General features: G+C 41.2%; 11 protein-coding genes. 10 read left to right on the top strand and 1 reads right to left on the bottom strand.

Annotated features, from left to right (window positions below; translation table 11 throughout):
- The first annotated feature begins 15 nt into the window (after positions 1–15).
- Genes DWW43_RS07085 through DWW43_RS07070 form a run of 4 tightly spaced genes read left to right on the top strand, consistent with a single transcriptional unit; the run spans position 16 to position 3,513 of the window.
- The gene (locus tag DWW43_RS07085; RefSeq protein WP_243104421.1) at positions 16–492 is read left to right on the top strand and encodes a VanZ family protein; all 477 of its coding nucleotides are present in this window, start codon (positions 16–18) and stop codon (positions 490–492) included.
- The gene (locus DWW43_RS07080) at positions 479–790 is read left to right on the top strand and encodes a hypothetical protein (RefSeq protein WP_243104420.1); all 312 of its coding nucleotides are present in this window, start codon (positions 479–481) and stop codon (positions 788–790) included. Before DWW43_RS07085 ends, DWW43_RS07080 begins: the two co-directional genes overlap by 14 nt.
- A 3-nt stretch (positions 791–793) precedes the next feature.
- Positions 794–1,390, top strand: a complete 597-nt coding sequence (locus DWW43_RS07075) for an HD domain-containing protein (RefSeq protein ID WP_119963139.1) — start codon at positions 794–796, stop codon at positions 1,388–1,390.
- A complete protein-coding gene (locus tag DWW43_RS07070; RefSeq protein WP_119963138.1) occupies positions 1,387–3,513 on the top strand; it encodes an aminopeptidase in 2,127 nt (708 codons plus the stop codon). The genes DWW43_RS07075 and DWW43_RS07070 overlap by 4 nt, the downstream gene beginning before the upstream one ends.
- A 134-nt stretch (positions 3,514–3,647) precedes the next feature.
- Here the strand turns inward: DWW43_RS07070 and DWW43_RS07065 are convergent, their stop codons facing one another.
- Complete coding sequence (locus DWW43_RS07065) at positions 3,648–5,948, bottom strand: GGDEF domain-containing protein (protein ID WP_119963137.1); 2,301 nt, start codon at positions 5,946–5,948, stop codon at positions 3,648–3,650.
- A 282-nt stretch (positions 5,949–6,230) separates the two neighbouring features.
- On the opposite strand from DWW43_RS07065, the gene purM reads away from it, so the two are divergent.
- From purM to radA, 6 genes are all read left to right on the top strand, one after another.
- A complete protein-coding gene (gene purM / locus DWW43_RS07060) occupies positions 6,231–7,256 on the top strand; it encodes a phosphoribosylformylglycinamidine cyclo-ligase (RefSeq protein ID WP_008403067.1) in 1,026 nt (341 codons plus the stop codon).
- Positions 7,250–7,876, top strand: coding sequence for a phosphoribosylglycinamide formyltransferase (gene purN / locus DWW43_RS07055; protein WP_118675599.1), 627 nt, complete (start codon positions 7,250–7,252; stop codon positions 7,874–7,876). Before purM ends, purN begins: the two co-directional genes overlap by 7 nt.
- A gap of 14 nt (positions 7,877–7,890) precedes the next feature.
- Positions 7,891–9,162 carry a phosphoribosylamine--glycine ligase gene (gene purD / locus DWW43_RS07050; RefSeq protein ID WP_008403065.1) on the top strand — a complete coding sequence of 424 codons (1,272 nt, stop codon included), beginning with the start codon at positions 7,891–7,893 and terminating at the stop codon, positions 9,160–9,162.
- A gap of 136 nt (positions 9,163–9,298) precedes the next feature.
- Positions 9,299–11,752 carry an ATP-dependent Clp protease ATP-binding subunit gene (locus DWW43_RS07045; protein WP_119963136.1) on the top strand — a complete coding sequence of 818 codons (2,454 nt, stop codon included), beginning with the start codon at positions 9,299–9,301 and terminating at the stop codon, positions 11,750–11,752.
- 128 nt (positions 11,753–11,880) lie between these two features.
- Entirely contained in the window at positions 11,881–12,297 is a 417-nt protein-coding gene (locus DWW43_RS07040) for a hypothetical protein (RefSeq protein WP_021944051.1), read from the top strand.
- Positions 12,298–12,305: 8 nt separating this feature from the next.
- Positions 12,306–13,658, top strand: a complete 1,353-nt coding sequence (gene radA, locus DWW43_RS07035) for a DNA repair protein RadA (RefSeq protein WP_119963135.1) — start codon at positions 12,306–12,308, stop codon at positions 13,656–13,658.
- The last annotated feature ends 67 nt before the right edge of the window (positions 13,659–13,725 follow it).

Raw genomic sequence — 13,725 nt, 5'->3', positions numbered from 1 at the left:
ACCTGGAGGCTGGCATTGAGCATAGAAAATAAGAAAAAGCTGCGGGTGTTATGCCTGGTGCTATTTATATTATACAGTATATCCATTGTCTATTTTCTGATATTCAGTGATATGTTTGGAAGGGGACATGGATATGAAGAGATGCGGTACAATCTGACACCGTTTCTCGAGATTAAGCGTTTCGTAAAGTACAGAAGTTATATGACGACCACAAGCGTGATGTTGAATCTGGTTGGAAATGTTCTTGCTTTTGTACCATTTGGAATGTTGATCCGCTGGGTTAGAGGTAAAAAGACCGGATTTTTTACAGCGACTCTGGCGGCATTTGCGTTTTCGTTAAGTATTGAACTGGTACAGTTGATAACAAAACTTGGGGTGTTTGATGTGGATGATATTATCATGAATACCTTTGGCGGCATGCTTGGATACATTATTTATTATATTTTAGCAAGATTTGACAGAAAAAGGAGAAAAGAGTTTGAAAAACAGTGATTTCAGGATGGCTCCTTCCGGAAATTCAAGAGATACAACAATTTCGTATATATTAGGAATACTCGGTGGTGTTTTTATAGTACTGTCCGTGATCAAATCTATTATATCAAGAGGTGCGGTAGAACGTATCTATGGTGTATTGATGATCAGTGCATTTTTGATGGCATTAACAGGAATCGTATTTGGCGTAATCGGATACCATTCTGAGGAAGGCGGTGTCACATCTAAAAAAATGGCTGTTTACCTGAATATTGTTGTATTTGTGATAGCGGGTATCTTTTTTATTAAAGGGATGTAGTATATGGATGAAAGATTAAGGAAACAGCTGGATTTTATATTGGAAGTAGACAAGAGTAAATTTGTAGTCAGACAGACGTATCTGACAGATGGGATCAGAAAAGAAGATGACGCAGAACATTCCTGGCATATTGCACTTATGGCAATCTTGCTGGCGGAATATTCAAATGAACCGGTTGACGTATTAAGGTTGGTTTCCATGCTGCTGGTTCATGATCTGATCGAGATAGATGCAGGTGATACATATGCATATGATAAAAATGCAAATGCAACAAAAAGAGAGCGGGAATTGAAGGCTGCTGACCGGATATTTAATATCCTGCCGGAAGATCAGGCAAAGAAGCTTCGTGGGCTATGGGATGAATTTGAGGAGTATCAGACGCCGGAAGCCAAATTTGCACATGTGATGGATAATCTGGCACCGGTTATGTTAGGCGATGCAGTCGGAGGAAAAGGCTGGAAAGAGCATGGAGTTTTTGAGAGTCAGGTGTATGGCAGAAATAAGCGGACACCGGAGGGATCAGAGACGTTATATCAGGTGATCGATGAGGTGTTTCGGAAGAACATTCAACTTGGAAACATAAAGGGAGACAATAAATGACATATTATAAGGATATAACAGCAGAATATGAAGATATCGAAGACCGTTACGAATTGATGGTTGAACGGATCCGTTCAATCACAAAAGAGGAAACAGTGGACATGCGGTATCGGGATTATTTTGTAAAGACCGGAGAATTTTTACTGCAGTTAGATAGAGTGATTGAAAAGGTAAAAAGTGGAATATCCATTTCGGAGAGCTGTACAGCAGATGAATTACAGCAGATAAATGCAGCACTTTATCAGGATGTTATGCCCGAAAATTATGGAACAAGCTATTGCAACTATGAATATACCCGCCAGATGTTTGGTGAGAAGATAACAGAGGATGAGATCGAAGATACAGAGTGGCGGGAATATTCGTATGCTGACTACCTGACATTCCTTTGTTATGAATTCCATGGACTGATCGCGGCAGCATTTGAAGGAAGAGTTGTAGACCTTACTGTATGGTTTGAATTGTTTGTGGAGGTATATGGGATCTTTGAGGATTTTCCATCTGTTAAAGCAGTAAAAGATGCCATTTATTATTTTGAACATGATTATGCGGAGTTCTTCATGGATTATCGTGTGCGTGAGAAGATGGATCCGATTCTTTCCTTTGCGACAGATATTGTCATGAAATGTGAAGACGGAGATAACAGCTATTTATATGAATATGGCGAATACATCGGAAAGAATGAATTGGAAACGGAAGCGTTTCTTCGCAGGATGTCATCAGAAAAAATGGCGTCGATTGCCCGGACTTATACAGAAGGGTTTCGACAGGGCTTTGTAGCGGCCGGAATTGATATGTCAAAAAAGAAGCATGTAAATATCCGCTATTCGATCGGTATGGAGCGTATCGTAAAAGCTGCAATTCTTCAGTTCCGTGATATGGGGCTGGAACCGTTATGCTTCCGTTATGATACCAACCGGATCAATCGGATCAGAATGAACCGGATCGGTTATGTAGGTACTCCGGTAAATAAGCAGATGGATTACGATCATCAGATGGATCAGGCGTTATTCCTTGATCGTAAGTTGATGGAACGAAAATTAGAGATAATGCGTGGCGCTTATGAGAAATACAGATATGAGGCGTCCGTATATGCAGGACCGGCGTGTATCGAGATCTTTGGTGAGACACCGTTTGAACCGGTAAGCAAGCCAGGACAGCTTACGCTTAGCAAGAAGCAGCAGGAGCTTGGTGTGGAATATACCAATGAACTGTCACAGATTGTGAATGAATATATACCGGGAGATGAGTATAGCTTTACAATCATCGCATATCCAATGCCTGAGATCGGAGATAATTATGAGGAGATATTTGAACAGATCATTCGAATAAACAATTTGAAGAGTAATGCATATCGTCCGATTCATCAGACGATCATCGATGAGCTGGATCAGGCAGAATGGGTACATGTGATCGGACAGAATGGCAATCAGACTGATATGAAGGTAATGCTGCATGTGTTAGAGCACCCGGAGACAGAGACAAATTTTGAGAACTGTCTGGCGGATGTGAATATTCCTCTTGGCGAGGTTTTTACATCGCCGAAGCTTACCGGAACGCATGGAGTTTTAAATGTAAGTGAGGTCTATCTGAATGATCTGAAATATGTCGATCTCAAGCTGACCTTTGAAGATGGAAAGATCAGAACCTATACCTGCAAGAACTTTGACAGAGAAGAAGATAATATCAAATTTGTAAAGGACAATCTTCTGGGCGGACGGGAGACACTGCCGATCGGAGAGTTTGCAATCGGAACAAATACGACCGCATATGTACTTGCAAATAAATATAACATGGTATATAAACTGCCGATTCTGATCGTAGAGAAGATGGGGCCGCATTTTGCAGTCGGTGATACCTGCTATAGCTGGAGCGAAGAAAATATCCTTCATAATCCGGACGGCAAGGAAATCGTTGCAAAGGATAATGAGTGCTCGATCCTTCGAAAGACGGATATCAGCAAGGCATATTTTAACTGCCATACCGATATTACGATACCATATGATGAGATCGGAGGCATTTATTCGGTTCATGCAGATGGAACCAAAGTTGCCATTATCGAAAATGGCAGATTTGTTCTTCCGGGAACAGAGATGTTAAATGAGCCGTTTAAAGAGGCAAAATAAAAAATAAACCATATAAATGAGAGTGGATTCATCATCCTGAACATGGGAGAGAAACTATCATTTATATGGTTTATTTTATTTCATAGCGTTTATCTGTGCTTTTATAAAGAAGTTAGTATTCGTATCGTATTTTATTATTTTAAAACAGACATTCGCTTATATCGTTTATTTGAATACAGTGCGCTGTCTGCCTGGCTTAACAGATCCTCAATCTTGATATCCGGATCGCAGGAAAATTCCGATACACCGACACTCATTTCGATATAATATGGTTTGCCACAGGTTTCATTTAATTCATTGGACAATTCCTGAATCCTTGCCTGTACAGTCTTAGGAAAATCAAGATCATCAATGAAAGCAAAACATACAAACTCATCACCGCCGATTCGACCGACAATGTCACTCGCCCGGAAACTTGTCATCAGGATATTTGCAATATTCTTTAAAGCAAAATCTCCATCGTTGTGTCCGAATTTATCGTTTACGATCTTTAAGCTGTCCATGTCTGCAAACAGTAGCATTGCTTTACGTCCATGATTGGCAGGTTTATTGATCAGGTATTCTACTTTTTCCATTAATCCACGTCTGTTATTGACTCCGGTCAGTTCATCGGAGGTAGACAGGTGATTTAACAGCTCATTTTTTTCATGGATCTCATTTAAGGACATTACTAATTGTTCTTTTGTCTGGATCTGTTCTTTTAAAAGTGATAAATATTTAAAAGAAGCCCCAAGATGAAGAGAAGTTGTATAAATGTGTCCAAAGTGATTTACATCTGTATTGCATACAAACAGACCATGATGTTGTTCATTTGTAAAAATAGGAACAATAACAACGGTAAATCTATCTTCAAAACCGGTATATTCATTGTCGAAGATATCGGTAGATGCAATACGACGTGTTTCACCTGATAAAACAGCTGTATGTTTTGGATTGTAAAAAGCTTGAAGATACAAAGTATCCGGCGTTTTCCAGCTTCCGTCCGGTTGAATGGCGACGGGCTCATCATACGCATATAAATAAGATGCTGCAAATCCAAGGTCTTTTAATTTAGCAAGCATAGATGAAAAGGTTTTTGCTGTATCGGTTCCATATGTAAGAGTATCTCTTGTAATATAGATTGAAGACCATGATCCCGTTTTGCTGTCATGTTCCTGTTGGTACAAAGAAGTTGACAAAAACTGTGCGATAGCACTTGTAATATGAGAATTTAGCCGATAGTATTCAGACCGTTTATCCGGATCATTGATTAATGCTATGATGACACCGGAAAAACAACGGAATGAAAATGCAATATTGGTTACTGAAAAGAAACTTGTGACAGAAGATGACAATAATGACATCAGTTTGTCTACAATCAGATTCTTTGGATATGGTTTTGCCTTTGGTAAAATAGCAATTTCTATTATATCCTTCCAGATGCTGTTGATCTGATCAAGAACAATCGTACCAAAAAAGCTGTTTTTAATGTTGCCTAAAATAGAATCATCACAGTATTCCAGAATATCTGTTACAGTAGAGGAATTGTCAATCGGCATATGTTCGGTATTTTCATGCAGACTGCACCCACATGATAATCGTTTTACAAAGTGGGAATCCAAGACAGAAGAACAGAATTCGCCTGCCTTAATATCCTGAATTATCTTGCCAACGGCACGATAGCCCAATGCAGGGGTGTTCGCGTTTACGGTTGTAAGGGGTGGAACCATAGTTACGGAACCAGGAGAGTTGTCAAAACCGATTACACTGATATCAGCTCCGATTCGGATGTTACGGCTTTTCAATTCCTGATAGCCGCCGATAGCCATCTGATCGTTAGAGAAAATAATTGCATCAGCATCCGGATTATCATCAAGCAGTTTGCCGACAATCTCACGACTGTATTCAGAATAATCACCGTATACGATCATATCTTCGGTGACCGGTATGTTGTGGGCTTTCATTGTAGTTCGGTATATATTCAAACGTTCCAGAGCATCTTCATTTGTCTTTCTTCCGGCAACAAAACAGATATGCTTTCGGTTGTGATGAATAATCAGATGTTCAATGGCATCTCGAAGACCGGCAGTACTGTCGGTCTGTAAACAAGGATAACCTGAAACCTTAGATTCCAGAGTAAGAATCGGAATATCCTTAAAGGTATCCAAAAATGCTTCGATACTTTTTTGTGATATAAAAGATGCAATCGTGCCAACGGACACGATCAGGGCATCCAGATTTTCTTTTTTAGCATAATAAAAAACAGAGTTGTACTGATAATCATAAATTTCGTTTTCAGGATCGTTAAATGAAGCATTTAAAAACATGCCCGGAAAGACGATGAGATTCACGTCCAGCTCTTTCGCTGCGTATTCAGCTCCTTTACATATTTCATTTGCATATTCATTGTCGAGATGACATATGAATAATCCGATGTTTAATCTATTATTTGTCATACAACTACCTCTTGTTAACGAAAATACAGTTACTCTGCATATGATATTATATTACCATAAATGGGAATCATTATCAAATTATATTTGATATTTATATAGTATTTTTCAAAAAAAGAAACACGCTTTGCTGATGAACAAAATTGTGCCGAACAGAGACCTGTTTTGGGTTGGTATATTTGTGAGAATGGCTTCTTTACAAACAGAAATTAATCCCGTATAATTTATAAGAATCAATTGGCATGAAAATGCACTTTATAATGGATAAAACAGGAGGATTTTACAATGGATTACAAGAATGCCGGCGTTGATATTGAGGCAGGATATAAGTCAGTAGAACTTATGAAGAAGCACATCAAGACAACCATGAGACCAGAGGTATTAGGTGGTATCGGAGGTTTTGCTGGTGCGTTCAGTCTTGCAAAGATCAAAGAGATGAAAGAGCCTGTATTACTGTCTGGAACAGATGGATGCGGTACAAAAGTACAGCTTGCATATATCATGGATAAGCACGATACGATCGGAATCGATGCTGTGGCTATGTGCGTGAATGATATTGCATGTTCTGGTGGAGAACCTCTTTTCTTCCTGGATTATATAGCATGTGGTAAGAATTATCCGGAAAAGATCGCTACGATCGTAAGTGGTGTTGCAGAAGGCTGTAACCAGTCCGGTGCAGCTTTAGTTGGCGGTGAGACAGCAGAGCATCCGGGACTTATGCCGGAGAATGAGTATGACCTTGCGGGATTTGCTGTAGGTGTCGTAGAGAAGGATGAACTTATCACAGGAGAGAATATCAAAGCCGGAGATACATTGATCGGTATCGCTTCCAGCGGTGTACACAGCAATGGTTTCTCATTGGTTCGTAAAGTATTTGAGATGACAAAGGAATCTCTGGATACATATTATGATGAACTCGGAACAACACTTGGCGAAGCACTTCTTGCTCCGACAAGAATTTATGTAAAAGCATTAAAGGCAGTAAAGGATGCCGGTGTAATGATTAAGGGTTGCAGCCATATTACAGGTGGCGGTTTCTATGAGAACATTCCAAGAATGCTTCCGGACGGAGCTCGTGCACAGGTGAAGAAGGACTCATATGAAGTGCCTGCTATATTCAAGCTCCTTGCAAAGAAGGGCGATATAGATGAGCATATGATGTACAACACATATAACATGGGTGTTGGTATGTGCCTTGCAATAGATCCTGCAGATGCAGATAAGACAATAGCAGCTATAGAGAGTGCCGGAGACAAGGCATTTGTTCTCGGTACAGTAGTAGCCGGTGAAAAGGGAGTAGATTTATGCTAAGAATAGCAGTTCTGGTTTCCGGTGGCGGTACGAACTTGCAGGCGATCATTGATGCGATCGCAGCAGGAAAGATCACAGACACCGAGATCGCGGCAGTTATCAGTAATAATAAAAATGCCTATGCACTGGAACGTGCAAAACAGGCAGGTATAAAAGATATCGTAGTATCACCAAAGGATTTTGAAACAAGAGAAGTATTTAATGAGAACCTGTTGAAGACTTTACAGGAAGTGAATCCGGATCTGATCGTACTTGCGGGATACCTTGTAGTTATTCCGGAGAGCGTGATCGATGCATTTGAGAATCGGATTATCAATATTCATCCTTCTCTGATCCCTGCTTTTTGTGGCACAGGCTATTATGGACTCAAGGTTCATGAGGCAGCGTTAAAAAGAGGTGTAAAAGTAGTAGGTGCTACGGTACATTTTGTAGATAAAGGAACCGATACTGGTCCGATCATTATGCAGAAAGCGGTTGCAGTACAAAACGGAGATACTCCGAAGGTGCTTCAGCAGAGAGTCATGGAGCAGGCAGAGTGGAATATTCTACCTGCTGCTATTGATAAGATCGCACATGGAAAGGTTCGGATCGAAGACGGCATAACAGTTGTAGAAGACTGACAGGAGGAAAACAAATGAAGATTTTAGTTGTAGGTGGCGGCGGAAGAGAGCATGCTATTATTACAAGTATTGCAAAGAGCAGTAAAGTAACAAAGATCTATTGTGCACCGGGAAATGCAGGTATTGCAGAACTGGCAGAATGTGTGGATATCGGTGTTATGGAATTTGATAAACTGGTTGATTTCGCAAAGAAGGAAGCAATTGATCTTGCAGTTGTAGCTCCGGATGACCCGTTGGTTGCCGGTGCAGTCGATACATTTGAAGCGGCAGGTATCCGTGCATTCGGTCCTCGTGCAAATGCAGCGATCATCGAAGGTTCAAAGGCATTTTCCAAGGATCTTATGAAAAAATACAATATACCTACAGCCGCATATGAGAATTTTACAGATGCAGAATCAGCACTTGCATATCTTGAAACGGCAAGCTTTCCGATCGTATTAAAAGCAGATGGACTGGCACTTGGTAAAGGTGTTCTGATCTGTAAGGATCTGGAAGAAGCAAAAGCCGGCGTAAAAGAGATCATGCTGGATAAGCATTTTGGAAATGCGGGAAATACTATGGTTATCGAGGAATTCATGACAGGACGTGAGGTGTCTGTTCTTGCATTCTGTGATGGTACAACGATCAAACCAATGACCTCTGCACAGGATCATAAGCGTGCACAGGACGGTGATCAGGGGTTGAATACCGGTGGAATGGGAACATTTTCACCAAGCCCATTCTATACAGATGAGATCGCAGATTACTGCATGGAGAATATATACAAGCCTACAATGGCAGCCATGAAGGCAGAGGGAAGAGAATTCAAGGGCGTATTATTCTGCGGACTTATGATCACACCACAGGGCGTAAAGGTACTGGAATATAATGCAAGATTTGGAGATCCGGAGGCGCAGGTTGTTCTTCCTAGAATGAAGAATGATATCATTGATGTATTTGAGGCTTGTATTGACGGAACACTGGATCAGGTAGAGCTTGAATTTGAAGACAACGCTGCTGTATGTGTAGTACTTGCATCTGACGGTTATCCGGTTTCCTATAAGAAAGGCTATCCGATCTCAGGCCTTGAGACATTCAAAGACAAGGACGGATATTATGTATTCCATGCCGGAACTAAGTTTGAAGACGGCAAAGTTGTAACAAATGGCGGTCGTGTACTTGGAGTAACAGCTACAGGAAAGGATCTTCATGAAGCCCGTGCAAATGCATACAAGGCAACCGAGTGGATCACATTTGAGAATAAATATATGCGCCATGATATCGGTAAAGCGATTGATGAGTGTTAATTATTATTGAAAGATATACGAAAGAAAAAAGTCTCTGGGGAACATACTAATATATGGGAGCCGGGGACTTTTGTATCATAACAGAAGATAGTAGGACAGAAAATGTCATATACTATGAAAAAAGAGGTGACATAATTTGAAACTTCCGAACAGTGAAAAATTACAGGAAATATTAAAAGAAGCTAAACGGATATCCAAGAAGCTGGGACAGAATTATATAGGAAGCGAACATCTGCTGATGGCACTTACCTTTGTCAGTGATACGGCACCGTTTGTTGTTTTGCAGGAAAATGGAGTAACGATACAGTCGATCATTAATATCTTAAGCCAGATACCATTAGCCGGAGGAACCTTTGGTGCAGAAAAAAGCAAATATACAAAATCCGCAGAGTCAATCCTGGAGCTTGCGGGAAATGAGGCAAAACGTCTGGAAAGTACAGAGATAGGAAGTGAACATCTTCTGATTGCCGTTTTGAAGCATCTGGATTGTACGGCGGTAAAGATCATACTGTCATTAAAGGCAAATATCCAGAAAATATATGTAGATATCATGTCTGCATGCGGAGTGGATGGCAGTACGGCAAAGAAAGAATTTGTAAGTCTTAAAAAGGGAAAGAATAAATCCAAGGCATCGGCAACACCGACGTTGGACCAGTTCTCCAGAGATATGACGATGGATGCCCGTATGGGCAATCTGGATCCGGTTATAGGCAGAGAGAAAGAGATAGAGCGTGTGCTTCAGATTTTAAGCAGGCGTATGAAGAACAACCCATGTATGGTTGGAGAACCGGGTGTAGGTAAGACTGCGGTAGCAGAGGGGATTGCTTACCTGATTGCTGCAGGAGATGTGCCGGATACGGTGCGGGATAAACGACTGCTGTCATTAGATTTATCCAGTATGGTAGCGGGTTCCAAGTACCGTGGAGAATTTGAGGAACGGATCAAGAAGGTGATCGCAGAGGTAAAAAATGCCGGAAATGTCATTCTGTTTGTGGATGAGCTTCATACGATCATCGGAGCCGGTGGAGCAGAGGGAGCAATCGATGCATCTAATATCTTAAAACCATCCTTATCGCGCGGAGAGATCCAGATGATCGGAGCGACGACGCGTGCAGAATACAGAAAATATATAGAAAAGGATGCAGCGTTGGAGCGAAGATTTCAGCCGGTCTATGTGGAAGAACCGACCAATGAAGAAACAGTAGAGATCTTAAAGGGACTTCGACCTGCATACGAGGAACATCATCATGTAGAGATCAGTGATCAGGCACTGGAAACAGCGGTATCATTATCGGTTCGATATATCAGTGACCGTTTCCTGCCGGATAAAGCTATTGATCTGATGGATGAAGCCTGTTCCAGAAAACGTCTGGGATTCGGGAAAAAAGCAAAGAAGACCCTGCCATTGGAGCTTGAGATACAAGCGCTTTCCGATGATCTTGTGAACATTTTAGAGGCTGGAGGTATCGATGAAGCGGCAGAGCTGTTAAAGAAACAGAGAAAGCTGGAAGCAAAGCTTGATAAAATGAAGCAGAATAAAAATGCGAAAAATGTTGTAGTAGATGCAGAGGATATTGCGGATGTTGTATCTGTATGGACGAAGATTCCGGTAAATAAACTGACCGAACAGGAATCCAAACGTCTGGAACGTCTGGAAGAGGAGCTGCATAAGAGAGTTGTCGGTCAGAATGAAGCAGTTGATGCGGTAGCAAAGGCGATCAAGAGAAGCCGTGTAGGCTTAAAAGATCCCAAACGTCCGGTTGGTTCGTTCTTATTCCTTGGACCTACCGGCGTAGGTAAGACTGAATTGTCGAAAGCTCTTGCAGAAGCAGTATTTGGCAGCGAGGACGCGCTGATCCGTGTCGATATGTCGGAGTACATGGAGAAACACAGTGTGTCGAAGCTGATCGGGTCGCCTCCGGGCTATGTTGGTTTTGAGGAAGGAGGACAGTTGAGCGAGAAAGTCCGTTCCAATCCGTACTCTGTTATATTGTTTGATGAGATAGAAAAGGCACATAGTGATGTGTTTAATATATTGTTGCAGGTACTGGATGATGGACATATTACAGATTCTCAGGGCAGAAAAGTAGATTTTAAGAACACGATAATTATCATGACATCTAATACCGGTGCACAGAGGATTATTGATCCGAAGAAGCTTGGATTTGTTACCGCGTCAAATGCAGATACAGAGCACGAAGATATGAAGAAGAATGTTATGGATGAGGTAAAACAGAACTTCAAGCCGGAGTTCTTGAACCGTATTGACGACATTATCGTATTCCGTGCACTGACAGAGGATGATGTAAGAAATATTTCGAATCTTCTATTAAAAGAATTAAAGCAACGTGTTGCATCGCAGATGGAGATTCAGTTGAAGTTTGGAGATGCAGTTAAGAAACTGATCTTTGAGAAAGGCTACGATAAGAAATACGGAGCAAGACCGTTGAAACGTGCGATTCAGACGAATATAGAAGATGAGCTTGCAGAAGCAGTCTTAAAAGGTGAGATCAAACGAGGAGATACCGTTCAGGTGACTGTGCGCAACGATAAGGTGAAGTTTGTAGTAAAAAATGAGCCTGAAAAGTAGTTGCTTCCAATTCTATAAAATAATTGTGAACTGATTATATTTGGTGTGGCAAAAGCCGGAGCATTATTGTATAATCAGATTATAAAAGTGCCGGGTAAGGCATGAGTATAATGTACAGGAGGATAAAAATGTCAGTAATCAACGATTTAATTAACATAGAGTCCGATTCACTGGATTTCGGAAATTATGAATTAGCAACAAAGACAAAGAAAGATGGTATTGAATATAAAGGTGATATCTATAAGATCAAGACTTTCAATGAGATCACCAAACTTGAGAAGAATGGTATGTTTGTATATGAATCAGTACCGGGTACAGCGGTACATGGCTTCCGTTCATCAGAAGAAGATGTATCATTTATAGTAGAAGGAACAGAGACCTCATCTATTACACTGGAGCTGGAACCGGAAACAGATTACAAGATTCATATTGATGATATATATGTAGGAAAGAATAAAACAAATCTCGGTGGCAAGTTAAGCATCAGTGTAGATCTTGAACCGGGCAGAGAAGTAAAAGTAGACGTCAGAAAAGCATTTGACTAGGAGTTTATATGGCAAAAGAAAAACAGATCTTTTTTTGCCGGGAATGTGGATTTGAGTCAGCAAAATGGATGGGACAGTGTCCGGGTTGCAGATCCTGGAATACGTTCTGTGAAGAAAAAGTAACGGTAGGCGCCAGAAAACAGTCCGGAGGACGGACTGCTGTGGTGCCTACAAGTATTTTAGAAGTAAAAACGGCTGATGAGACAAGATTTTCCACAGGACTGGAAGAATTGAACAGAGTACTTGGAGGAGGAATCGTAAACGGTTCTCTTGTTTTGGTAGGGGGAGATCCCGGTATCGGTAAGTCGACAATCCTGCTTCAGATGTGCAGAAATCTATCGGCGGATGGTCATAAGATCCTCTATGTTTCAGGCGAGGAATCTTTGTCACAGATCAAGATGCGCGCGGAACGAATTGGTACATTTCAGAAGAATATGCTGCTTTTGTGCGTAAATAATCTGGAAGATGTAGAAGAATATGTTAAGAAGGACAGACCGAAGGTTATTGTTATCGACTCAATCCAGACAATAGTAGTAGAGGATATTGCTTCGGCACCGGGAAGTGTATCTCAGGTAAAAGAAGTAACAGCACGTTTGATGCAGATGGCAAAACAGATGGATATAGCGATCTTTATCGTTGGACATGTTACGAAGGAAGGAACGGTAGCAGGCCCGAGAAATCTGGAACATATGGTAGATACGGTGTTGTATTTTGAAGGCGATCGTAATGCAGGCTTCCGTATTCTTCGTGCGGTAAAGAACAGATTTGGATCAACAAATGAGATCGGTGTATTTGAAATGCTTGAAACCGGCTTATCAGAGGTGAATAATCCATCGAAGGTTATGCTGGCAGGCAGACCGCTTCAGACATCCGGTTCGGTTGTGGTATGTTCTTTAGAAGGAACCAGACCGATCCTGTTGGAGATCCAGGCACTGGTCTGCCAGACCAGCTTTAATCTGCCGAGACGTACAACAGTTGGTTTGGACTATAATCGTGTGAACCTTCTTCTTGCGGTACTTGAAAAGAGAGCGGGGATGGTATTATCAGGAAGTGATGCATATGTCAATATAGCCGGTGGTATGCGGCTTGATGATCCGGCAGCAGATCTTGGAATTGTATTTGCACTTGTTTCCAGTTTTCGTAATTGTCCATTGGATGAGAGTATGGTCGTATTCGGTGAAGTAGGACTTTCAGGAGAAGTTCGTGGCGTATCCGCAGCAGAGCAGCGTGTAAGAGAAGCTGTGAAAATGGGCTTCCGGACATGTATTATGCCAAAGACAAATGCAGAGCATCTTAAGAGTATAGAGGGCATAAAAGTAGTAGGAGTATCGAATATCAGTCAGGCGTTAGAGTACATATAAGATTGTATTTATTTTAATACAATTTTTGTCAAAAAAAGTGTTGACATCTGACGTCTGATTTAGTATT

Origin of the sequence: Clostridium sp. AF15-41, assembly GCF_003604095.1 — a bacterium.
GTDB lineage: Bacteria > Bacillota > Clostridia > Lachnospirales > Lachnospiraceae > Coprococcus.
Note: the sequence above shows the minus strand (reverse complement) of the source record. Positions and strands in the feature narration are given on the sequence as shown.